The sequence below is a fragment of the Pseudomonas sp. Pdm06 genome, assembly GCF_014851795.1.
GTDB lineage: Bacteria > Pseudomonadota > Gammaproteobacteria > Pseudomonadales > Pseudomonadaceae > Aquipseudomonas > Aquipseudomonas fluorescens_AA.
In genome coordinates this window covers 207,575-229,834 of sequence record NZ_JACVAH010000002.1, presented here as the reverse complement: position 1 = coordinate 229,834, position 22,260 = coordinate 207,575, and the positions used below count along the sequence as shown (strand labels likewise).

The 22,260-nt window shown below is 59.5% G+C and carries 19 protein-coding genes; 15 read left to right on the top strand and 4 right to left on the bottom strand.

The features are described 5' to 3' along the window. From IB266_RS04180 to IB266_RS04165, 4 genes are all read left to right on the top strand, one after another. Entirely contained in the window at nucleotides 1-1,842 is a 1,842-nt protein-coding gene (locus tag IB266_RS04180; RefSeq protein ID WP_192260276.1) for an ABC transporter ATP-binding protein, read from the top strand. Between the two features lie 70 nt (nucleotides 1,843-1,912). Next, nucleotides 1,913-3,070: an acetylornithine deacetylase gene (argE, locus tag IB266_RS04175; RefSeq protein ID WP_060742360.1), complete on the top strand. Its 1,158-nt coding sequence runs from the start codon at nucleotides 1,913-1,915 to the stop codon at nucleotides 3,068-3,070. A 216-nt stretch (nucleotides 3,071-3,286) separates the two neighbouring features. Then, entirely contained in the window at nucleotides 3,287-4,744 is a 1,458-nt protein-coding gene (locus IB266_RS04170) for an NAD-dependent succinate-semialdehyde dehydrogenase (RefSeq protein WP_060742359.1), read from the top strand. Between the two features lie 34 nt (nucleotides 4,745-4,778). Beyond that, a complete protein-coding gene (locus IB266_RS04165; protein WP_060742358.1) occupies nucleotides 4,779-5,858 on the top strand; it encodes a tartrate dehydrogenase in 1,080 nt (359 codons plus the stop codon). Between the two features lie 888 nt (nucleotides 5,859-6,746). On the opposite strand, the gene IB266_RS04160 is transcribed toward IB266_RS04165, so the two are convergent. The 3 genes from IB266_RS04160 to IB266_RS04150 all read right to left on the bottom strand — a co-directional run bounded on the left by IB266_RS04160 (nucleotide 6,747) and on the right by IB266_RS04150 (nucleotide 9,512). Continuing rightward, nucleotides 6,747-7,454, bottom strand: a complete 708-nt coding sequence (locus tag IB266_RS04160; RefSeq protein ID WP_192260275.1) for a cupin domain-containing protein — start codon at nucleotides 7,452-7,454, stop codon at nucleotides 6,747-6,749. A 47-nt stretch (nucleotides 7,455-7,501) separates the two neighbouring features. Then, nucleotides 7,502-8,359 (bottom strand): GNAT family N-acetyltransferase, encoded by an 858-nt coding sequence (locus IB266_RS04155; protein ID WP_192260274.1) that lies wholly within the window; start codon nucleotides 8,357-8,359, stop codon nucleotides 7,502-7,504. Between the two features lie 226 nt (nucleotides 8,360-8,585). Beyond that, nucleotides 8,586-9,512, bottom strand: coding sequence for a 2-hydroxyacid dehydrogenase (locus tag IB266_RS04150; protein ID WP_192260273.1), 927 nt, complete (start codon nucleotides 9,510-9,512; stop codon nucleotides 8,586-8,588). 286 nt (nucleotides 9,513-9,798) lie between these two features. Here IB266_RS04150 and gabT point away from each other — a divergent pair, with 286 nt between their 5' ends. From gabT to IB266_RS04100, 10 genes are all read left to right on the top strand, one after another. Beyond that, nucleotides 9,799-11,091, top strand: a complete 1,293-nt coding sequence (gabT, locus tag IB266_RS04145; protein ID WP_192260272.1) for a 4-aminobutyrate--2-oxoglutarate transaminase — start codon at nucleotides 9,799-9,801, stop codon at nucleotides 11,089-11,091. Nucleotides 11,092-11,183: 92 nt separating this feature from the next. Then, a complete protein-coding gene (locus IB266_RS04140; RefSeq protein ID WP_192260271.1) occupies nucleotides 11,184-11,840 on the top strand; it encodes an HAD family hydrolase in 657 nt (218 codons plus the stop codon). A gap of 46 nt (nucleotides 11,841-11,886) precedes the next feature. Next, nucleotides 11,887-12,375, top strand: a complete 489-nt coding sequence (locus IB266_RS04135) for an Lrp/AsnC family transcriptional regulator (protein ID WP_060742352.1) — start codon at nucleotides 11,887-11,889, stop codon at nucleotides 12,373-12,375. A gap of 300 nt (nucleotides 12,376-12,675) precedes the next feature. Continuing rightward, a complete protein-coding gene (gene pstS / locus IB266_RS04130; protein ID WP_192260270.1) occupies nucleotides 12,676-13,707 on the top strand; it encodes a phosphate ABC transporter substrate-binding protein PstS in 1,032 nt (343 codons plus the stop codon). Between the two features lie 72 nt (nucleotides 13,708-13,779). Then, complete coding sequence (pstC, locus tag IB266_RS04125) at nucleotides 13,780-14,745, top strand: phosphate ABC transporter permease subunit PstC (protein WP_060742350.1); 966 nt, start codon at nucleotides 13,780-13,782, stop codon at nucleotides 14,743-14,745. Next, nucleotides 14,745-15,656: a phosphate ABC transporter permease PstA gene (pstA, locus tag IB266_RS04120; RefSeq protein ID WP_060742349.1), complete on the top strand. Its 912-nt coding sequence runs from the start codon at nucleotides 14,745-14,747 to the stop codon at nucleotides 15,654-15,656. The genes pstC and pstA overlap by 1 nt, the downstream gene beginning before the upstream one ends. Nucleotides 15,657-15,731: 75 nt before the next feature. Continuing rightward, entirely contained in the window at nucleotides 15,732-16,493 is a 762-nt protein-coding gene (gene pstB / locus IB266_RS04115; protein WP_025214260.1) for a phosphate ABC transporter ATP-binding protein PstB, read from the top strand. Nucleotides 16,494-16,587: 94 nt separating this feature from the next. Further along, the gene (locus IB266_RS04110) at nucleotides 16,588-17,286 is read left to right on the top strand and encodes a hypothetical protein (protein WP_192260269.1); all 699 of its coding nucleotides are present in this window, start codon (nucleotides 16,588-16,590) and stop codon (nucleotides 17,284-17,286) included. Continuing rightward, nucleotides 17,286-17,912: a hypothetical protein gene (locus tag IB266_RS04105; RefSeq protein ID WP_412548283.1), complete on the top strand. Its 627-nt coding sequence runs from the start codon at nucleotides 17,286-17,288 to the stop codon at nucleotides 17,910-17,912. The genes IB266_RS04110 and IB266_RS04105 overlap by 1 nt, the downstream gene beginning before the upstream one ends. 408 nt (nucleotides 17,913-18,320) lie before the next feature. Then, nucleotides 18,321-18,629, top strand: a complete 309-nt coding sequence (locus IB266_RS04100; protein WP_192260268.1) for a hypothetical protein — start codon at nucleotides 18,321-18,323, stop codon at nucleotides 18,627-18,629. 296 nt (nucleotides 18,630-18,925) lie between these two features. Here IB266_RS04100 and IB266_RS04095 read toward each other — a convergent pair whose 3' ends face one another. Further along, a complete protein-coding gene (locus tag IB266_RS04095; protein WP_192260267.1) occupies nucleotides 18,926-20,686 on the bottom strand; it encodes a hypothetical protein in 1,761 nt (586 codons plus the stop codon). Between the two features lie 433 nt (nucleotides 20,687-21,119). On the opposite strand from IB266_RS04095, the gene IB266_RS04090 reads away from it, so the two are divergent. Continuing rightward, nucleotides 21,120-22,199, top strand: coding sequence for an ABC-three component system protein (locus IB266_RS04090; protein ID WP_192260266.1), 1,080 nt, complete (start codon nucleotides 21,120-21,122; stop codon nucleotides 22,197-22,199). Nucleotides 22,200-22,260 lie beyond the last annotated feature (61 nt).

Here is a 22,260-nt window from a genome sequence, read left to right as displayed (position 1 = left end):
ATGAGCGAATTGATTCGAGTACAGGACCTGCGCGTGGTCGCCTGTGGCGAACAGGGTGAAGTGGACATCGTCAAGGGGGTCAGCTTTTCCCTGCAAAAAGGCGAAGTGTTGGCGTTGATCGGTGAGTCCGGTTCCGGCAAGACCACCATTGCCCTGGCGCTGCTCGGTTATGCCCGGCGCGGTTGTCGCCTGGCGGGCGGCGTGGTGCAAATCGGCGAGCATGACATGCTGGCGTCGAGCGAAAGCCAGTTGCAGAAGTTGCGGGGCAACCGAGTGTCCTATATCGCCCAGAGCGCCGCAGCGGCATTCAATCCGGCGAAAAAGCTGATCGACCAAGTGGTGGAGGGCGCTTTGATCCATGGCCTGGGAAGTCGGGCGGCGCTTGAAGCCAAGGCCATCGAGTTGTTCCGCGACCTGGCCCTGCCAGACCCTGAGCGCATCGGCCAGCGCTACCCCCATCAGGTGTCCGGCGGGCAACTGCAACGGGTGATGGCGGCCATGGCACTGATCAGCGATCCGTTGCTGGTGGTGCTCGACGAGCCGACCACCGCCCTCGATGTAACCACTCAGATCGATGTGCTGCGGGCCTTCAAGCGAGTGGTCGGTGAACGTGGGGCCACGGCCGTCTATGTGTCTCACGATCTGGCGGTGGTGGCGCAGATGGCTGACCAGATCGTGGTGCTCAATGGCGGCGAAATCTTCGAACACAGCGCCACGGCACCGTTGCTCAAGGGCCCGGCCCACGAATACACCCGCAGCTTGCTGGCGGCGGCGCGGCCGGACACGACGATCCGTCCGCCGAGCGACATCGCCCAAGAGACACCGTTGCTGACCATCCAGGGGCTGACTGCCGGCTACGGCAACAAAAATGCCCAGGGCATGCCAGCGATTCGCGTGCTGGAAGACATTGACCTGACGGTTCGCAGAGGCCAGGCCATCGGCGTCATCGGTGAGTCGGGTTCCGGCAAATCGACCCTGGCACGGGTCGTGGCCGGATTGCTGGTGCCGGCCCTAGGCGGGTTGACCTTCGATGGCCAACCCCTGGGGGGCAGCCTGTCGTCGCGCACCCCCGAGCAGTTTCGACGTATTCAAATGGTCTTCCAGAATGCCGACACCGCACTCAACCCGATGCACAGCGTCAGCACGATCCTGAGCCGCCCGCTGAAGATGTATTTCGGCCTCAAGGGCGCGGCTTTGCGCGAGCGTATTGGCGAATTGCTGGACCTGGTGCGTTTGCCGCGGGCGATGGCGCAGCGGCGTCCGAACGAACTGTCCGGCGGGCAGAAGCAACGGGTCAACCTGGCCCGGGCCTTGGCGGCCAAGCCGGACCTGATCCTCTGCGACGAGGTGACCTCGGCGCTGGATACCGTGGTCGGTGCGGCGATTCTCGAACTGCTGCGCGATCTGCGCCAGCAATTGGGGGTGTCCTATCTGTTCATCAGCCACGACATCTCCACCGTGCGCGCCTTGTGTGACGACATCGTGGTGATGTACAGCGGCCACAAGATCCAGGCCGGCACGCGCCAATCCTATGCGCAGGCACCCTTCCATCCGTACACCGACCTGCTGATCCATTCCGTACCGGAACTGCGCCAGGGCTGGCTGGAAACCTGTGGGGCCACGACCTGCCAGACGCTGCCGGCCATTGGCCCTAAAGCCAACGTGCCCGACCTGTGCACCTTCCTCAGTCGCTGCCCGGTGCGGGTCGACGGCTTGTGCAATTGCGTCGCGCCGCAGCGGCGGATGATTGTGGGCGGCAGTGAAATCCTCTGCCACCACGACAGTGCGGAACTGATGAAGACCCAGCAGTTCAACAACATGACCGTGGCGGCGTATGCATGAACCGGCGTTTCGTCAGGCTGGTCGACATCAAGCGCTTCTTCTTTTCAGTCGAGCAACGGAGCAAGGCCTCATGAAACCCCGCGTGTTGGACATTCTCAAACGACTGATGGCCTTCGATACCGTCTCTTCGGAATCGAACATGGCCTTGATCGAGTACGTGCGCGATCTGCTGCTGACCAAGGGCATCGAGTCACTGATCGTCCAGGATGAAAGCGGCAAGAAAGCCAATCTGTTTGCCAGCACCGGGCCCCGGGACGTGCCGGGGATCCTGCTGTCCGGGCATACCGACGTAGTGCCGGCGGCGGGGCAGGCCTGGACCTTTCCTGCCTTCGAGGCGACGGTGCAGGACGGGCGGATTTATGGCCGTGGCAGTTGCGACATGAAGGGTTTTATCGCATTGGCTGTCGACGCCATGCTCGAGGCCACCGAGCAGCCATTGAGCCGGCCATTGCAATTGGCCCTGTCCCATGACGAAGAGATCGGTTGCGTGGGGGTGCGTCGTTTGCTCGATGTGCTGCACCTGGCACCGGTCCGGCCGTTTCTGTGCGTCATCGGCGAGCCAACCAATATGCAGTTCGTGCTCGGGCACAAGGGCAAGGGTTCCTACCGTACTTACTGTCGCGGCCTGGAAGCGCATTCCTCCCTGGCACCGCGCTCGGTCAATGCGATTCACGTGGCCTGCGATTTCATTGCCGCGCTGCGCCTGAGCCAGCAGCAGTTGCAAGAGCAGGGCGCCCGGGATACCGATTACGACGTGCCCTACAGCACCGTGCATGTGGGACAGATTGTCGGCGGCAAGGCGCTGAACATCGTGCCCAACTTGTGCACCCTGGACTTCGAAGTGCGTAACTTGCCGGCGGACGACCTGGACGGGTTCCTGGAACAGATGCGTGAGCGAGCCGAACTGATCGTCGGCGAAGCCAGGAAGCTCTCCAGCGTGGCCGCTATCGAAATCGAGACCCTGAATGTCTATCCGGGCCTCGATACCCACCCGAGCGTCGAAGCGGTGCGTTTCCTGAAAAACTTTGCCGCCCCGGACACCGGCACGGCCAAGGTCTCATTCGGCACCGAGGGCGGATTGTTCAAACAACGCCTGGATGTGCCGGTGGTGGTCTGCGGGCCAGGCTCGATAGAACAGGCGCACAAGCCTGACGAGTTCATCGAAATCAGCCAGATGGACGCTGGCGAGCGCTTCCTGCAAGGGTTAGTGGGCTCAATGCACCGCTAGTATTCCGTCTGCCTGATTGAACACTCCCTCACCACGCCCGCAACCCCGTGGGTTTCACGCCTGATCGAGGCGTACGGCGATCAATCCCCACCCACGGTAGAGCATGCCGTCGAAGGCTGATTTTCAGCATTCACGGCTGTAGGGCCGGCGTTTTCAGCATCCTCGTCCAGGGCGAAACAATAGACTGAAGGCTGTCTCAAAACAGGACCCGACACCATGCTCAAGAATCGCCTGAAAGACCCCAGCCTGCTGGTAGAACGCGCTTACATCGACGGTCAGTGGGTCGGCGCCGACAACGCCGCGACTGTGGACGTTATCAACCCGGCCACCGGCGAAGTGCTCGCCAGGGTCCCCGCGATACAAGGCAGTGAAACCCGGCGCGCCGTCGAAGCCGCCGACCGTGCCTGGCCGGCCTGGCGTGCACGTCCGGCGGCAGAGCGGGCGGCGCTGCTGGATCGCTGGTATCAGGCCATGATCGACAACCTCGATGACCTGGCGTTGATCTTGACCTGCGAACAGGGCAAGCCGCTGGCGGAAGCCCAGGGGGAAATTCGCTACGGTGCCAGCTTCGTCAAATGGTTCGCCGAAGAAGCCCGACGGGTCTACGGTGAAACCATCCAGGCCCCCAGCGGTGATCGCCGCTTGCTGACCCTCAAGCAACCGGTCGGTGTTTGCGCCGCGATCACCCCGTGGAACTTCCCCAACGCAATGATCACCCGCAAGTGCGCGCCCGCCCTGGCCGCCGGCTGCACGATCGTGGTCAAGCCGTCGGACCTGACCCCGCTGTCAGCTCTGGCTCTGGCGGTGTTGGCCGAGCGGGTCGGGATTCCGGCCGGGGTGTTCAACGTCGTGACTGGCATGCCCGCCGGCATTGGTGAAGAGCTGACCGGCAACCCGACAGTGCGCAAGCTGTCTTTCACCGGGTCCACGGCGGTCGGTCGCCTGCTGATGCGCCAGAGCGCCGAACACATCAAGCGCTTGAGCCTGGAGCTGGGCGGTAACGCGCCGTTCATCGTGTTCGACGACGCGGACCTGGAGCAGGCCGTGACCGGCATCATGCTCAGCAAATTCCGCAACGCCGGGCAGACCTGCGTCTGCGCCAACCGGATCCTGGTGCAGGATGGGATCTACGAGCGCTTCGCCCAGCGCCTGGTGGAGGAGGTGGGCAAGCTCAAGGTCGGCGATGGCCTGGATGCCGGCGTAAACATAGGCCCACTGATCAATACGGCGGCGGTCAGCAAGGTCGCTCGACATATCGACGAGGCCTTGAGTCAGGGCGCTCGTCTACTCTGTGGTGAAATCCCCAAGGGCGACAGCCAGTTCGTCCAGCCGACGGTGCTCGGTGAGGCCCATGCCGGAATGCTGCTGGCCAATGAAGAGACCTTCGGTCCCGTTGCGCCGTTGATGCGTTTCAGCACCGAAGAAGAGGCGCTGGCCTCGGCCAACGCAACGCCTTACGGCTTGGCCGCCTATTTCTTCACCCAGGACTTGCGCCGCTCATGGCGGTTTGGCGAGGCGCTGGAGTTCGGCATGGTCGGGCTCAATACCGGGCTCATTTCCATGGACGTCGCTCCCTTTGGCGGTATCAAGCAATCGGGGCTGGGGCGTGAAGGCAGCAAATATGGCCTGGACGAGTTCCTTGAAGTCAAAGCCTTCCACATGGGTGGCTTGTGATCCGGTCAGCATTTGAAGAGAGGAGGCACGGTTGATGAGCAAACCATTCAGAATCGCTGCGATTGCCGGCGACGGCATCGGTAAGGAAGTCTTGCCGGAAGGGCTGCGGGTATTGGAGCAGGCCGCGAAGAAATGGCAATTGGATTTGAGCATCGAAGTGCTCGACTGGGCTCACTGCGATTATTACCTGGAACACGGGCAGATGATGCCCGCCGACTGGTTTGCGCAGCTCAAGGACTTCGACGCGATCTACTTTGGCGCCGTGGGCTGGCCGGACAAGGTGCCTGATCACATTTCCCTGTGGGGGTCGCTGCTGAAGTTTCGCCGGGACTTCGACCAATACGTGAACATCCGGCCGGTGCGGCTGTTTCCCGGTGTACCGTGCCCGCTGGCCGGACGCGAAGCCGGGGACATCGACTTCGTGGTGATCCGCGAAAACACCGAGGGCGAGTATTCCTCGATCGGCGGCAAGATGTTCGAAGGCACCGAACATGAGTTCGTGCTGCAGGAGTCGGTGTTCACTCGCCGCGGCGTGGACCGGATTCTCAAGTTCGCTTTCGACCTGGCCCAGACCCGGCCGCGCAAACGCCTGACCGCGGCGACCAAGTCCAACGGCATCTCCATCAGCATGCCGTACTGGGACGAACGCACCGCGCTCATGGCGCAGCAGTACCCGGACGTCACCTGGGACAAGCAACACATCGATATCCTCTGCGCGCGCTTCGTGCTTCAACCCGACCGCTTCGATGTGGTCGTGGCGTCGAATCTGTTCGGCGACATCCTGTCCGACCTGGGCCCTGCCTGCGCCGGCACCATCGGCATCGCCCCTTCGGCCAACCTCGACCCGGAGCGCCGTTTTCCCTCGTTGTTCGAACCGGTCCATGGCTCGGCGCCGGATATCTATGGACGGAACATCGCCAACCCGATTGCGATGATCTGGTCCGGCGCCTTGATGCTGGACTTCCTCGGCAATGGCGATGAGCGCTACCGTGCGGCCCATGATGGAATTCTCAGGGCCATCGAGCAGGTGATCGCCGAGGGGCCGATCACACCTGATCTAGGCGGGCAGGGCTCGACCCAGGATGTGGGTCAGGCTATTGCGATGGCGCTTTGAACTGAGCATCGCGAGCAAGCTCGCTCCCACATTGGATTTCCAGAAGCCACAGACCTCATGTACACCGCGCTCCCCTTGTGGGAGCGAGCTTGCTCGCGATGGGGTCAGTAAGCTCAACATCCATATGACTGAACCACCGCCATCGCGAGCAAGCTCAGCTCCCACAAGGGATTGCGGGCGGATGCTGAATCTGTGGGTGCCGAAGAACCTATGTGGGAGCCGAGCTCGCTCGCGATGAGGCCAGCAAGCCCAGCATCCATGTGACTGAACCACCGCCATCGCGAGCAAGCTCAGCTCCCACAAGGGATTGCGGGCGGATGCTGAATCTGTGGGCACCGAAGAACCCATGTGGGAGCCGAGCTCGCTCGCGATGAGGCCAGTAAACCCAGCATCCATGTGACCGGACCACCGCCATCGCGAGCAAGCTCGGTTCCCACAAGGGATTGCGGGCGGATGCTGAATCTGTGGGTACCGAAGAACCCATGTGGGAGCCGAGCTCGCTCGCGATGAGGCCAGTAAACCCAGCATCCATGTGACCGGACCACCGCCATCGCGAGCAAGCTCAGCTCCCACAAGGGATTGCGGGCGGATGCTGAATCTGTGGGTGCCGAAGAACCTATGTGGGAGCCGAGCTCGCTCGCGATGAGGCCAGCAAGCCCAGCATCCATATGACTGAACCACCGCCATCGCGAGCAAGCTCAGCTCCCACAAGGGATTGCGGGCGGATGCTGAATCTGTGGGTACCGAAGAACCCATGTGGGAGCCGAGCTCTCTCGCGATGGGGCCAGCAAGCCCAGCACCCATGTGACTGAACCACCGCCATCGCGAGCAAGCTCGCTCCCACAGGGGGAGCGCGGCCTCAGCAACCCAAAAAAGCCCCGCCAGACATCACTTGCAGACGTAGAACTTGCGCACATAGACGCTGCTCTTCCAGGCGCAGGGGGCGCCTCGAGGCACGAACACCGTATCGCCCGTGTTGACCGCCAGTTCAGAACCATCGGCGTTCTGGAGAATGATGCTGCCCTCGATCAGGTGCATCAGTTCATGCATCGTGTGTGGCCGCGCCTTGCGGGTATAGGGTGTCGAGTCCCAGATGCCGATGCGCAGGTTGGTCGCGTCCTCGACGAACACGTTGTTCGAGCGACATTGCGGTGTCGGGCTCAGCAGGAATTCTTCACTCGGAGGCGTCGAAGGGGAGAGCAGGGTGTATGGGGGGAGGGCGGTCAGTCCGACAGTACCGGCTTCAACAGACTGGGTATCGGCACAGAATGCCCAGAACGAGCCAGGTAGCGCGTCGATCTGAACCGATGTACCACGGGCGATCACGGCGCTGTCACCCGGATTGAGTTCGAGCGCGTGATCCTGGCTCTGCAAGATGACGCGTCCCGCGTGGACCACAATCGTTTCACTGTAAGGGTACCGATCGCTGCTGAATTGTCCGCTCGCCTGGACGACACCGGCAGCAATGTCATCCGTCCCGACATAAGCAGTCTGCCTGTCGAAAGGATCGTTGGCGCCCAATGAGCCGCAGGTGAATGCTGTTGACGCGGGAGTGCCGTTGGCATGTGCGAGCAGCACGGCGGTGGGTTCTAGCATGAGGGTGTTACTCCGGGAGAGTGGATAGTGTCGCTGTGAGTGGGGTGTCAGCCGATGGCCTGGGTCACCAGCGCAAACTGGTGTACGCCATCGCTGGCCTGGGGTGGGGTCCCACGAACCATTTGTGCGACGGTGTCGACCTGTTTCAGCCCGGCTTCTTCCAGCCAGGAACCGAGCCCGCTGTCGGGCAGTACATCCATGCGCACGAAAGCATCCGGCACTTGAGCCAACAACACCGTGATCAGGTGCTTGGCCTGCTCTGGATTTTCCGCAACGACCGGGCCGATGTAACGACCACGACCGAAGGAACGCAGGAGGGCGAACGCTCGCAATTGACCCTCACGCTCGATCCCCACGACGTCTTCGACACTCTCGAACAGATCGTTGAGCACGGCATGCCTGTCCAGGCCGCTGCCAGCGTTGGCGAGTTCGATCACGTCGTTTCGATCGGCTTCGGTCAGGTGGCGCAAGCGCTCACTGGATGACAGGTCCGTGGGGGCAGGGGGCAATACGTTTCCTTGGTGTTGTTGGATATGCCCAAAGTCGACGAATCCCTGGCTGACATAAAGAGGTGCGCCCGCCAGCGTCGCATTGAGCATGGGGGTCTGTGAACCGCACGCCTGGAGTGCCAGCTCCATCAGTTTGCGACCGATGCCCTGGCCCTGGTACTCATCGCTGACGATCACCAGGCCGATCGTGGCGTAATCACCCTGCGGGCAGGTGAACGCCGTACCGATCAGGCGGCCTTCGTCCTCTGCGACAAAACCGTGCGAGACACGCTGCAGCATGGCCCAGTCTTCCAGGCGGTGGGGCCACTTCAACTGCACGGACAAGGCATGAGCCGATGTCACATCGGCAGGCGTCATGGGGCGATAGGTAAAGGCGGGGCGTTGCGTGTTGGACATGACAGATCTCCATGGACAGGGAGCGTGACCGGTCGGATTTCTCCGCTGAAAGTGTTGGTATCTCACCTGCCACCAGGCCTGACAAGAGGCGGACATTGATTCGGTAGATTGCATAAGTTGCGGCTTCGCGCGCCGCAGTTATTGCTCAAATCGGGACCAGGCTCAGCAGCAAATATCAGCGGATTTTTCGTCGGTGTTTTTCTCGTAGGTGCATGACAAGCGCGGGTCAATAACGTCGCTGAGGGTCAATCTGGCCGAGCATCGATTCGCCGCGCTGATGGCGGCGGATATTGTCCAGCAACACGCCAAAGGCACTTTCGGGCTGGGTCATCGCCGCGATATGCGGCGTCAGCAATATTTGTGGATGCTGCCAGAACGGGTGATCCGGCGCGGCCGGTTCCTGTTGCAATACGTCGAGCACCGCGGCACTGAGCTGGCCGCTGGCTAGGGCCTCGAGCAGATCCTCTTCTATCAGGTGCCCGCCGCGGCCCATGTTGACCAGGGCTGCCCCCTTGGGCAGATGGTGGAACAACTGGCGGTTGAGAATCCCTCTGGTCTGCTCGGTCAATGGCAAGACACACAGCACGATGTCGCATTGGCCGAGGAACGCCGGGAGCTGTTCGTCACCGGCAAAGCAATCCACCCCGGCGATGCGGTGTTCGCTGCGTGCCCAACCGGATAAGGCGAAGCCAAAGGTCTGCAAAGTGGCCAGGATCTGCCGGGCCTGCATGCCTAGTCCCATGACACCGACCCGACGTTGGGCCGCCGGCTGCAGCAAGTGCGCCTGCCAGCACCGGGCGACCTGTTGCTGGCGATAACGGAGCATGTCCCGGTGCAGGCTGAGCACGGCGAAACTGGCGTACTCGCACATGCCCCGGGTGATGCCGGGGTCGAGTAGCCGGACCACCGGCAGGGACGTGGGCAGGCGATCAAGGTCAAGCTGGTCGACCCCGGCCGACAAGGCGAACAGCACCTCCAGGTTTGGCAGCCGTGTTTCGAGGTCGTCCGGCGCCTGCCAGGCGGCGAGGTAGCGAATATCCTTCGGATCGCCGATGTCCGGCCAGGCACGCCATTCGATATCCGGTGCGTGCTCGGCGAATAGACGCTTCCATTGTTCGCCGCGTACCGGGTCGGCTTTATAAAGCAGGGCCATGGGTCACTTCTCGTACTGGATAGGGAACCTCCAGCATGCCCGAGTGGCAAAGCAGGATGTATCAAAAGAGCCTGCGTAATCACACATCGCTGCGTTGTATGGGGCGTCTGCCGGCAGATTCCATGGCACTGGAGGCGGCTGAAGGATTCTGCTGTTTGCCGGGGTGAAAACAGTCGATCCGAATTTCCCAGAGCCCAAGTTCGGCTTAGACAATCGCGTCGAACGCTTAACCTGTGGAACACATCGCAGCCGTTTCCCGGTTGCCTGGTTCACTGTGGGAGATGCCATGAACAGTAAAGTCGAAGAAACCCCAAGCTTGCTCCGCCAACGCGATCAATTCGTGCCCCGGGGTCTGGTCACCGCACATCCGCTGGTCATCGACCGGGCCCAGGGGGCTGAAGTGTGGGACGTGGATGGGGCGCGCTACCTGGACTTCGTCGGCGGCATTGGCGTCTTGAACATCGGTCACAATCATCCGAAGGTAGTCGCGGCCGTGCAGGCCCAATTGCAAAAGGTCAGCCATGCTTGCTTCCAGGTGGTGGCCTATAAGCCCTATCTCGACCTGGTCAAGCGCCTGTGCGAGTTGGTAGGTGGTCAGCAAGCCTACAAGGCGGCGCTGTTCACCTCTGGCGCGGAGGCGGTGGAGAACGCGGTGAAGATCGCCCGCGCCCATACCAATCGTCCCGCGGTCATTTCCTTTCGTGGCGGTTTTCATGGGCGTACCTTGCTGGGGACGACGCTGACGGGCATGAGCCAGCCCTACAAGCAGAACTTCGGGCCCTTCGCACCGGAGGTCTTCCATACGCCATACCCGAATGCCTATCGTGGTTTCAGCAGCGAGATGGCGTTGCAGGCCCTGAATGAGTTGCTGGCGACCCAAGTCGCTCCGGATCGCGTCGCGGCGATCATCATCGAGCCGGTGCAGGGCGACGGCGGCTTCCTTTGCGCACCGCCCGAGTTTCTCCAGGCGCTGCGGACCCTCACCGAGCAACACGGCATCGTGCTCATCCTCGATGAAATCCAGACGGGCTTCGGGCGTACCGGCAAATGGTTCGGTTTTCAGCACGCTGGCATTCAGCCGGACCTGGTCACCGTCGCCAAGAGTCTGGCAGGTGGCTTGCCCATTTCGGGCGTGGTGGGGCGTGCGCACATCATGGACGCGCCATTGCCTGGTGGTCTTGGCGGCACCTATGGCGGCAACGCCTTGTCCTGTGCCGCGGCGCTGGCGGTGATCGACGCTTACGAACAGGAGCAGTTGCTCGAGCGTGGCCAGGTCCTGGGCGAGCGGCTGCGTCAGGGCCTGCTGCGCTTGCAAGCACGTCACCCGCGCATCGGTGACGTGCGCGGTACTGGCTTCATGCTGGCCATCGAATTGATCAAGGACGATGAGGCCCGCAGCCCCGATGCCGAACTCACCCAACAACTGATCGACCAGGCCAGGGTCGGCGGGCTGTTGGTGATCAAATGCGGGGTGCACCGAAATGTCCTGCGCTTCCTGGCGCCCCTGGTCACCGAAGAAAGTCAGATCGACGAAGCACTGACCATTCTTGAAGCAGCATTGCTGCGCGTGTTGGATTAATCTCAGGTCTCGGTCGGCCCGCAGTAGCGATGTGCCGACCGGGGGCATTTAGCGCATATGGATTGATGAATGCATCATGGGAGGCGACACACATGCACCTGACTGATTATCGTGCGCTGCTGATCGATTGCGACGAAGTCCTGGTCGATCGGGATTCCGGTGTCTGGACGGCCCTGCAACCTTTGCTCGACAACCATCCGGGCACGCCTGGCAGGGAAGCGGTGCTGGCTGAGTTCGACGAGGCGGTCCGCGGGCTCTATCCGCGTTTTTCCGAACTGGGCTTCAGTGGTTTGTTGTGCTTTGCCCATCGTCAACTGGCAGAGCGCCTGGGGCTCAAGGTCAGTTGGGAGGAGGGCATGAGCTTTGCCCGTTCGGCCAGCAACTGGTCGCTGTTCGAGGACGCGCCCGGTGCCATGTTGTACCTGCGCAAATTCTACCGGCTGCTGGTGTATTGCGATCGTGATGCCGAGGACCGTGACCCGCTCTGCGAGCGCTTGGGAATTCCCCCCGAGGGCCTGCATTCCCGCGCCAACAATCCATTGGAGGACGAGGCATGGTTGCTGGCGAACAAGCTCAAGCCTGAAAACATCATGCAAGTGTCCAGGCCACCCGCGTCCCCGCCAAAATCGGCTGGCCTGTGCCTGATCCGCCGTGGCCATGAGCCTGATAATCAAGAATATTCCGCCGATTTCTACATCACCAGCATGGCCGACCTCGTCGCTCAGCATCAGCTATCTTTGCGGCGTTGAATTTGCTAAAACCACTGTCAACCTGAAGACAACCGAGGGGTACCCGATGGAAGGTTTAATAAAACTAGACCGAATTGATATCAGTATCCTTGTTGAACTTCAAAAGGACGGTCGAATGACCAACGTCAGTCTCGCCGATGCCGTGGGCCTGTCATCCAGCCCCTGCCTGCAGCGAGTCAAGCGGCTCGAGTCGGCCGGTTATATTTCCGGCTACAGGGCTCATCTCAACCTGGCCAAGATCACTGACTCGGTCACGGTCTTCACTGAAGTCACTCTGAGCGACCACAAGCGGGAAGACTTCGCCAAGTTCGAATCCAATATTCGCTTGGTCGATGAGGTGCTGGAGTGCCATTTGATCAGCGGCGGTTACGATTACCTGGTGCGCTTCATGACGTGCAGCATCCAGCATTACCAGGAAGTGATCGAAGGGTTGCTGGACAAGAACATCGGCATTTCCAAGTACTTCAGTTACATCGTCATCAAATCCCCCGTGCTCAAGGATGGGGTTCCGCTGCGTAGGTTGTTGCGCCACTGATACGTCCCAGCGCCAGCCGTCCATGACGGCAATCCCTCGAACGGCTCCTTACGACCTGCAAGCAGCCCCAGCGCTGCCGGAATCAATGCGCCTCGGCATTGCGATCCGATCAATCGGCGTGTGAACTCAACTTCTTCATGCCCTGCGCAAACGCCGGGGCGTGGGTGTGCGCGAGCTTTTCACGTCGGTGCGGTGGCGCAAAACGGGGACATTTGTCCCCTTTTGCAATTCGATGTTCATAAAAACGTAACACGACTGTTGCAGAGTTCCCCAGCCCGTCATCACAAGGAATTTCTTTCAATGAAAAGTTTGATGAAGTCTGTTGCGCTCGCCGTTACGCTTTCTCTTGGTGCCACTTCGGCGTCGTTCGCTGCAGAAAGCGTCCGTCTGACGGGTTCTGGCGCGAGTTTCCCGGCGCCGATCTACCTGACCTGGTTCAAGGATTTCAGCAAGAAATCCGAAGGTGTCACCGTGGATTACCAATCCAAGGGCAGCGGCGCGGGTGTACAGGACTTCCTGAATAAAACCGTTGATTTCGCCGCCAGTGACTCGGCAATGAAAGACGAAGATATCGCCAAGGTTGCCGAAGGCGTGCAGTTGCTGCCGATGACCGCCGGGGAAATCGTGCTGGCCTATAACCTGCCGGGCAATCCTAAAGGCTTGAAGTTGCCACGCGATGTGTACTCCAACATTTTCCTGGGCAAAATCACCCGCTGGAACGATCCGCAGATCGTCGCTGCCAACCCGGACCTGAAACTGTCCGATACGCCGATCACGGTGGTTGTGCGTGCGGATTCCAGCGGTACGACCGCGGTATTCACCAAGCACTTGGCGACCATCAATCCGGAGTTCAAGCAGGCGCTGGGGGAGGGCAACACCGTCAACTGGCCGGCCAGTGACAAGTTCATCAAGTCGCCGAAGAACGATGGCGTGACGGCTACTGTGCGCCAGACGCCGGGCGCGATTGGCTACATCGAATACGGCTTCGCCAAACTTGCCAAGGTTGACTTCGCCCAGTTGCAGAACAAGGCCGGCCACTACGTCGTGCCAAACGCCGAGAGTGGTGCCGAGGCGCTGGCAGCGGTGAAGATGCCGGATAGCCTGGTGTCCTGGTTGCCTGATCCAGACGGCGCCAAGTCGTACCCGATCACGTCCTACACCTGGATGATTTTCCGTAAGGACAACGGCAACCCGGCCAAGGCCAAGGCCATGCGTGAAATGGTCGAATACAGCCTGACCGAAGGGCAGAAAATTGCCGACTCGATGGGTTACATCCCGTTGCCGCAGTCGGTTGTCGAGCAGGTTCGCAAAGCGTCCGCCAACATTCAGTAACGCCTGAGGCCTCTCTCGGCGTGTGCTGTCAGCCATGCCGGGAGAGTTTCCCCCTTGTTCCGGACTTAGCCAATGAACAAACCCTTTGTCGTACCGGTTAATCCAGATTCTGCCTGCCAACCACCGTCCGCGAAGGACTTCCTGGTTGATCGCACCTTTCGTGCGCTTGCGCGTATTGGGGTCATTCTGGTTCTGGCGTTGGTATTTGCCCTCGTGTTCGAAGTGGGACGCAAGGCGCTGCCTGGCATGGAAAAGCACGGGTTCGATGTTCTCCTAGGCACCGTCTGGGACGTGAACCAGGGTAAATACGGCATCCTGCCGGCTATCTGGGGCACGCTCTACAGCGCCTTCATCGCATTGCTGATCGCGGGCTTTTTCGGCGTCAGCATGGCGATTTTCCTGACCCAGGACTTCCTGCCTCCCAAGCTCGCCGCCATTTTCCGCACCATTGTCGAATTACTCGCGGCCATCCCCAGCGTCGTCTACGGCCTGTGGGGGATCTACGTAGTGATCCCGGCGATTCGGCCACTGACGACCTGGTTGAACAGCGAACTCGGCTGGGTGCCATTTTTCGGCACATCCTTGAGCGGGCCGGGGCTGCTTCCTGCGGCGTTGGTGCTCGCCATCATGATTCTTCCAACCATTGCCGCTGTTTCGCAGGATGCGCTCACGGGCGTACCGATGAAAACCAAGCAGGCCGCCTACGGCATGGGGACCACCCACTGGGAAGCGATTCTCAAGGTGATGGTGCCGTCGGCCGCCACGGGCATTTTCGGTTCTTTGGTACTTGGCCTGGGACGCGCGTTGGGTGAAACGATGGCGCTGGCCATGCTGGTAGGCAACGCGAATAACATTTCCCTTTCGCTGTTCGCACCGGCCAACACCCTGGCGGCCTTGCTGGCCCTGAACTTCCCCGAAGCCGGGCCGAACGAGATCGAGGTGTTGATGTATGCCGCACTGGTGCTGATGTTGATCACGTTGATCGTGAACGTCTTCGGCTCCTTGATCATGATGTACGCCCAACGGGGTAATAAGTGATGACCGACCTGACTGCTGCAACAGACTTGACGGCTCCAGCAGGCGCGATGCCCAGCCTGCAGCGCAAGTTCGAGGGCCGCGCCCTGCGCAGCCTGATCCTGACCACCCTGGTCTGGGGCGGGGCGCTGCTGGCCAGCGTACCGTTGATTTCCGTGCTCTACATGCTGATCACCCGCGGCGGCGCTCGCCTGAACCTGGAAGTCTTCACCGAACTGCCGCCGACTGGCTTTGAGATGGGCGGGGGCTTCGGCAACGCGATGGCAGGTACCTTTGTGATGGTGGGTATCGCGGCGGCAATCGCGGTGCCGGTCGGCATCATGGCGGCGATTTTCCTGGCTGAACTGGGGCCGGACAGCAAGCTGGCGAACGCTGCGCGCTTTGCCGCCAAGATGCTCACGGGGTTGCCATCGATTCTGGCCGGGGTATTTGCTTACGCCCTGGTGGTGATGACCACCGGCACTTATTCAGCACCGGCCGGTGGCGTGGCGCTGGCAGTCCTGATGCTGCCGATCGTCGTGCTGACGGCGGAAGAGTCGATGCGGATGGTGCCCAAGATCATGAAAGATGCCGCCTATGGCATGGGCTGCACGCGCTCGCAGGTGATCTGGAAAATCGTCTTGCCCACCGGCATGCCGGCGATCCTGACCGGCGTCATGCTGGCGGTAGCACGGGCCGCGGGCGAAACAGCGCCGCTGTTGTTCACCGCGCTGTTCAGCAACTACTGGATCTACCACCAAGGCAGCCTCGAGGTCATGAACCCGACGGCATCGCTTGCCGTGCTGATCTACAACTTCTCCGGCATGCCGTTCGACAACCAGCTCGAGCTCGCATGGGCGGCCTCACTGGTGCTGGTGATGATCGTGCTGGTCGTGAATATCATCAGCCGTATCTTCGGCAAGCCCAAGTATTAAGAACGGGAGCATCTGATCTTGAACGTATCCACTGCGCAAATAGCCGCTCCGTTTGTCACCCAGGCGCCTGTAGTCATGGACTGCAAACTGGACAAGATTTTCTACGGCAACTTCATGGCGGTACGTGACAGCCATGTGCCGATCGAGAAAAACAAGATCACCGGTTTCATCGGGCCATCCGGCTGCGGCAAGAGTACCGTGCTGCGCAGCCTTAACCGGATGAACGATCTGGTGAAAGGTTTCCGTTTCGAAGGCCACGTGCACTTCCTTGGACAAGATGTCTATGGCAAGGGCGTTGATCCGGTGGTCGTGCGCCGTTACATCGGCATGGTGTTCCAACAGCCGAACCCGTTCTCGATGAGCATCTTCGACAACGTCGCGTTTGGCCTGCGCCTCAACCGCTACAAAGGCGATATAGGCGATCGGGTCAAGCATGCGTTGCAAGGCGCCGCCCTGTGGGATGAAGTCAAGGACAAGCTCAAGGTCAGCGGCCTGTCGCTCTCCGGCGGCCAGCAACAACGCCTGTGCATCGCCCGCGCCATCGCCACCGAGCCGGAAGTCCTGCTGTTGGATGAGCCGTGTTCGGCACTCGACCCGATCGCTACCCGGCGGGTCGAGGAACTGATGGTCGAGCTGAAGAAGGATTACACCATCGCGCTGGTCACCCACAACATGCAGCAAGCCATCCGTGTCGCTGACACGACGGCGTTCTTCTCGGTGGATATTTCCCAGGGCACGCGCACCGGCTATCTGGTTGAGATGGGTCCAACAACGCAGATTTTCGACAACCCACGTGAACAGATGACCGGCGATTACATCAGCGGCAAGTTCAGCTAAGCCACCCATCCGGTCAAGGCCGCATACCTGCAGAAGCCAAATGGATTTGGCGGGCATCCGGTAGACATTTACCAAGCGTTTCCAAGGAGCACCAATGCCTGCTACGCATCGCCTTGATTTGCCTGCGATTGAACATGCACTGCGCGAAGTGCAAAATCGCTTTGCCGAGCTCAGCCGGCACTTCACGGAGCCACGCGATCCCTTGACCGACGAAGTACTGCAGAACGTGCTTGAAGGCTACGCGTTGATTGACGACTATGCCGCCCGCGGCGTCGATCTATTTGACCTTCAGCAACTGAACCTGATGCTCGAGATCAACGCCACGGTGCTTTGTGGCCGAGACCCGACGCGCCGCTTGGAATACGCCCAGCACCTGGCCGCGACCGAGGCGCATTTCTTCAACAACGTTGAGGGAGGCATCAAGGACTTGTTCAATTGGTATTGCACGTATCGTAGCGAATCCGTCTGGAAGCGGGCGGCTGGCGTCTATGTGCGCATTCTCAGCAAGCCGCAGTTGTTCATTGAAGGGAACAACCGCAGTGGGTCGCTCATCGTCAGCTACCTGCTCATGCGCGCGGGCTTGCCACCTTTCGTGTTGACGCTGGAAAACGCCAAAGGCTACTTCAACCCGTCATCGGTCATACGCAACTCTGCCAAACATGGAGTCAAGGCGTTGTACGAACTGCCCAAGATCAAGAAAAAATACGCAGCCTTCCTGGAAGAACAAGCGCCTGACCCGATGAAGTTCTTTCTCAAAGGCAAGCCTTTGCCCATCTTTCAGGGTGGCCATTGATGCGTGGGAATTCAGCGTTCGCCAAATGCAAAACCCTCGGCAGCCGGGCAGGGCAGGCCATCCGCTGGGCTATCCCGATGCAGATGTCCAGGCGGCAGCGCATACGCATTTCGTTTGATATCGATGACACGCTCGCCTGCCAACTCCACCACTGCGAAGTCGAACAAAGCCGATTGCCGGCCTGTATTCATCGCTGGCTGGGTGAGCCGTTGCGCAGGGGCACACGCTCCCTGATCCGAGAACTGCGCCGCCAGGATTGCAGCATCTGGGTCTATACGTCGTCCGGTCGCACGCCGTCCTACATCCGGCGTTGGCTGTTGCTCTACGGCATCCGCGTCGACGGCGTGGTCAATAGCGTGCTGCACAATCAAGCGCTAACGGTCCATGGGCTGTCGAATGCACCCTCGAAATATCCGCCGGCGTTCGATATCGATTTGCACGTCGATGATTCCGAAGGCGTGCAGATTGAAGGTGATGACCACGGCTTTCGCGTCGTCGTGGTGCATCCGGAAGATGAGGGCTGGGCGCATAAAGTGCTGGAGGCGGTCGCCATTGTTCAGGCGCAGCTGGCTTGGCAGCAGATGCCTGTCCAGCGTGCTTCGTTACGCCGGGTGCCGAGTGTTTAGCGGGTGATTGCGAGCCATGTCCCTTTAGCAGGTCGAACGCGCTCGGTATCCATCAGTCCAGACACAGTCGCTCCAGCTCATCCCTCAGCCTCGTCAATGGAAAAACGCGGGCGAGGGCAGAGAGTGACGGCCTTTTGATTTCAAGCGAATATCGCTAGAATTCGTCCCCCCTCTCTGTGAGCGGCATCAATACATTAAGTGCGGTAAGCCGCTCTGGCTGATCATTGAAACCGCCATCGGGGCTGCGACACTGTCACTGCTGAGTGCAACGCCAGGCGTGGAGCGGCTTTGCTTTGGTTCGATCGACATGGCCGTGGATCTGGCTTTGAAGGAGGGGACTCAAGGCGGACAGAGCATGCTCAATACGCTGCGCGCCGGCGTTATCTTGCACACTCGAAGCTCAATGGCTTGGAGCCGCCCCTGGATGGTGTCTACCCGGCTATCGCGGATGTGTCCGGTTTGGCTGCATCAGTGAAGAACTCCCACGGGATCGGATTCGGCGGTGTGCTTTGCATCCACCCGTCCCAGATCTCCGTGATTCACGAAAGCCTTGCGCCTGCTCTTGAAGAGGTGGGCTGGGTGCGGCGTGTCCGTGAGGCCGCGGTGAATCAACAGGGGGCGTTCAAGATGGATGGCCGGATGATCGATGCGCCCGTGCTGGCGCGAGCAGATCGCATTATCTCGCTCGCCAGCCTTAGTTATACCTCACAGAGATGAAGCAAACACCGCGCCGAAAACCTGCGTCATAATCAAGGCGTAGGTTTTCACGCGTTTGTCGAAGCGCGGCATCACGATTCTGTGGTCAGTGATGGCGCGGTTCTTCAGCGTCGCAGCCTCGGTTGTCAGGTGCTGCGCTTGCTTTAGTAGCTAGGGCATATCTTTGAGCATCATCCAGCAACCAATAGGCGTAATTCATGTCGCTGCGTTTGGCAGTGGAGCAACGCCGCTGGTCACCGCCGTCGATCCCTTGCGCTCACATGAGATGCCCTGCCTCGCCAGGCCGGAACACTGAACTATCCTTCAAGAAAACTCATGAGTTCGTCCAGAGAGGACGCCCACCGCAGCTCGTCCACTGTCATGGACAAAGCCTTCGCATCGCTTGTATAGACCGCAAATGGAGTGCAGAGCACGCCGATGATGCGCTTGTAGCGCGAGAAATCGAAATTTTCGCCCGTTGGATTTGCCGTGAGTGTATCGACAATATCACTCCAAAACTCGACGCCTTGATCCACTGTTGACGCAGCATTCCGGATAGCTCTATGAGTTCCTTGGTCGTAATCGCGGGTGTAGGGGATGCTTTTGCACGAAACAATGAGAAGGGCGTCTTTATACGATCCGATTGCGTCGATATCGGTCAGGTTTTGGCCATGGGCTCGGAGCGTGCGTTGCCTCATCACGCGGTGCTGACTATGACCCCACTGCGTTCGATCAATTGCATCCTGAACAACGTCCTCGAACCTGGTTGCGCGCGTGTTCGCAACGTTACCCTGCACCTTGGGGAACTGCAGCCATGCCAGGAAACCCATGGAGGCAGCCCACATATCGATGCACATGTAGTCGTTGGTTGCTTTTGCCGGGGCTCCGTGTGCTGTAGGCCATACCTCTCCCTTGAATGTTGCGCAACCATTGCGGAAGGCGCTGAAGTCGGCAGGCGCCACAAACTGTGGTAGAGCCGCTCTGATTTCGCTGCACACTGCCGCATACTCTTCCTCGCCAAAAGTGCTCCAGTGCTCAAGCTTAGTAATGAAGTAACCAAGCTCCATAGTGCGAAGCACTGAGTAACGGCTGTGCTGCAGCCAGCGCCCGCCGAGCATTAGCACGATCAAACACAGTGAAGTGTGGGTGTCCACGCCTACTTCCGCCATCGCGGGTAATCGGTAGAGTTCGAAAATGCGACTTAGATCTAGAGTGCTCGGGCCAAACCTCGCCATTATTTTCCCGTCGTCACCGAAGTGAGCAGCATGGGCGTGGTCCTCAAGAAAGGACTGAGGGGAAATAGAGACCTCTTCGCTGAGCAACCCCCAGTAAGCGCGGGAAACGTCGAGCTCTGGGGCATGGTCTGCTGTTGCAGATTCATCATGGGCCAAGCCTGTCTGGCTCATCACTGCGCCTAGGAACGTACGTCGATGGCGGTCGTGGCGCTGATCATAGATTCGGACTGCGGACTCCACCAGCGCGTTTTCCACGCGCTGAGGCAGGACAGTAGGGGCAGGGCTGGCCATTGGTTTGTGGGTTAGGGGGGCCCTTACCGACCCATTCCTTGGCGTTCGTGAGGAAGTGGCAGGGAATGCATAGTCGTACCCTTTACTCGCCAACCGGAATCCAACTTGCAAGTCATAAATGATTGTGATGAAGGCTATAAAGCGCGCGATGTGTCGTAGGGTGCTTTCGTTGACCGAAAATACGAAGCCTCGGCTTCCATAAGTCGCTGGTTCGGCTTTGCCGCTGCGATTGGCATAGACCTCGATCAATGCTCGTGCATTAGGAGCAGTGGAAGCCAGTTCACCTTCGAATACCCTGTGTGGTAACCGACGTAGGTAGTACATCCACCGCATTGTCGAATAGGAATTTAGGTCGGTTGCGAACGCGCTTTCCAACGCCGCCATGCACTCAGTGAAAAAGGCGCAACTATCACGAGCTGACAGCAGACCCTCAGCCCGGGCAGCGGTAAAAAAAGCATGTCGCTTGATGCAACCTTCAAGCTCTACGATGTACTTGCCAACGTCTGCCAGGAAGGCTTGATTTTGAGGTGCGTGAAGGAGGAGTGCGCTCATTTTGGTCTTCAGCTAATTCAGGAAAGGGTGAGTGTGAGTCGAGTTCCGCAAACGGTAGATGTCTAAACCCGTAATCTGCCTGAGGTGGGGTGTTAGGTCGACAGTTACATATCGCTATACGATGTCAGATGATCTGGCAAATGCAGGCTTGGCCGCTTGTTGGCAAATGATGGGGGTAAGGGTTCTGGTTTCAAATTCTCTCCCAGTTGCGCTACCATGATGGCGATTTGAAATCGCCCGGCGCCTTTCTTTGCTTGGAGGTCTCGCTTCAAATCCAGAAGCGGTGTAAGCACCGCGAGGGTGAGTCTTACGTCAAGGCAGGGATGAGAAACACTCAATGGGTTCGCCAACCACTCCGGCAGAGATGCAAAGTCCGCTACTGAAGTCCAGCAGGCCAGGCTCGTACCTAGGCTACTCGTTGCAGGCCACTCGGATGTGCCTGCATCTCTGCGAGGCACCCCGCGGTTCCTTTGTGGCGCTTGAAGTGCTCGATGATGTCGATGTAGTTCTGCCCGACGGTACGCGGCTGCTTGAACAATCCAAAAGCGGTCTAGCCACGAACCCGATTGCGAATTTCTCTGTCGATCTGTGGAAGACTTTCTCGAACTGGATTGAGGCTATCGAGGTTGGGGCAGTCGACCCCGCCAAGACGCTTTTCCGGATCTACGTCCTTCAAGAGAAGAAGGGGGAGTACGCCAGCGCGCTTCACTATGCCCACACCCCGGCGCAAGTCGACATGGTGGTGCAAAGCATTAAGGAGGATTACGAAACCGAGCAGCATGAAGGCTGCAAGCCCTACATTGAGCGCTTTCTTGCATACGATAGGGAAAAATTGGCAGCACTCGTAATGGCCTTTGAGCTCGAAACGGGCAATGATCAATTGGTCGAGAGGATCAAGGATCATCTCGCCCTGACTGTACCCAACGAGTTCTTGGATGACGCTTGCGACACAGCTGTGGGGTGGGTGAAAAACACCTCCGACGGATTAATCAGTCAGCGAAAATACCCTGCGATCTCTCGTGATGAATTCAGCGATCGCATGTCGACGTTTAATACTCGATTCTCCTTCAATCATCTTCTCAAGTACGCCCTGCCAGCGCCGCCAGCAGATGAGGTCGAAAAGAGTCGCTCCAGCGCACACATCCTGATCCGCCAGTTGGAGCTGATCGAGGAGCAGGAGGAGGGCTTGCAGGCTATGACTGATTTCCTGCACTCGAAGACCAACAAAGTGAACTGGGGGGCGAAAGGCTTGGTGTATGAGCCTGAGTTCGATGAGTTCAAGCAAAGCCTGCTCACCCAGTGGAAATTGTTCAACAAAGAGGTACGCCTGCAATCCGCCTCAGCCAGTGAGGTCGATAAGGGCCAGCTATTACATCTGAAATGCATGGCAGCGACCGCCAAACTCAACGATGTCGACTCCCCTGGTTTTTTTGTCCGCGGGACATATCACGATTTTTCGAATGCCAAAGAAATAGGCTGGCATCCCCGCTACCGCGATCTCTTGGACGAATAAAAGCGTGTCGCGTTGTCGCGATGCACGACAGGCTTGAAAGCTAAAAAAATCATAGGTTGGC

What these genes read in the sequence shown, in the direction of transcription:
- IB266_RS04105 (WP_412548283.1), top strand. Translation starts at nt 17,286, where the DNA reads ATGCGTGGGAATTCAGCGTTCGCCAAATGCAAAACCCTCGGCAGCCGG.
- pstB (WP_025214260.1), top strand. Translation starts at nt 15,732, where the DNA reads ATGGACTGCAAACTGGACAAGATTTTCTACGGCAACTTCATGGCGGTA.
- pstS (WP_192260270.1), top strand. Translation starts at nt 12,676, where the DNA reads ATGAAAAGTTTGATGAAGTCTGTTGCGCTCGCCGTTACGCTTTCTCTT.
- IB266_RS04140 (WP_192260271.1), top strand. Translation starts at nt 11,184, where the DNA reads ATGCACCTGACTGATTATCGTGCGCTGCTGATCGATTGCGACGAAGTC.
- pstA (WP_060742349.1), top strand. Translation starts at nt 14,745, where the DNA reads ATGACCGACCTGACTGCTGCAACAGACTTGACGGCTCCAGCAGGCGCG.
- IB266_RS04155 (WP_192260274.1), bottom strand. Translation starts at nt 8,359, where the DNA reads ATGTCCAACACGCAACGCCCCGCCTTTACCTATCGCCCCATGACGCCT.
- IB266_RS04135 (WP_060742352.1), top strand. Translation starts at nt 11,887, where the DNA reads ATGGAAGGTTTAATAAAACTAGACCGAATTGATATCAGTATCCTTGTT.
- pstC (WP_060742350.1), top strand. Translation starts at nt 13,780, where the DNA reads ATGAACAAACCCTTTGTCGTACCGGTTAATCCAGATTCTGCCTGCCAA.
- IB266_RS04110 (WP_192260269.1), top strand. Translation starts at nt 16,588, where the DNA reads ATGCCTGCTACGCATCGCCTTGATTTGCCTGCGATTGAACATGCACTG.
- IB266_RS04165 (WP_060742358.1), top strand. Translation starts at nt 4,779, where the DNA reads ATGAGCAAACCATTCAGAATCGCTGCGATTGCCGGCGACGGCATCGGT.
- IB266_RS04090 (WP_192260266.1), top strand. Translation starts at nt 21,120, where the DNA reads ATGTGCCTGCATCTCTGCGAGGCACCCCGCGGTTCCTTTGTGGCGCTT.
- IB266_RS04095 (WP_192260267.1), bottom strand. Translation starts at nt 20,686, where the DNA reads ATGAGCGCACTCCTCCTTCACGCACCTCAAAATCAAGCCTTCCTGGCA.
- gabT (WP_192260272.1), top strand. Translation starts at nt 9,799, where the DNA reads ATGAACAGTAAAGTCGAAGAAACCCCAAGCTTGCTCCGCCAACGCGAT.
- IB266_RS04160 (WP_192260275.1), bottom strand. Translation starts at nt 7,454, where the DNA reads ATGCTAGAACCCACCGCCGTGCTGCTCGCACATGCCAACGGCACTCCC.
- IB266_RS04170 (WP_060742359.1), top strand. Translation starts at nt 3,287, where the DNA reads ATGCTCAAGAATCGCCTGAAAGACCCCAGCCTGCTGGTAGAACGCGCT.
- argE (WP_060742360.1), top strand. Translation starts at nt 1,913, where the DNA reads ATGAAACCCCGCGTGTTGGACATTCTCAAACGACTGATGGCCTTCGAT.
- IB266_RS04150 (WP_192260273.1), bottom strand. Translation starts at nt 9,512, where the DNA reads ATGGCCCTGCTTTATAAAGCCGACCCGGTACGCGGCGAACAATGGAAG.
- IB266_RS04180 (WP_192260276.1), top strand. Translation starts at nt 1, where the DNA reads ATGAGCGAATTGATTCGAGTACAGGACCTGCGCGTGGTCGCCTGTGGC.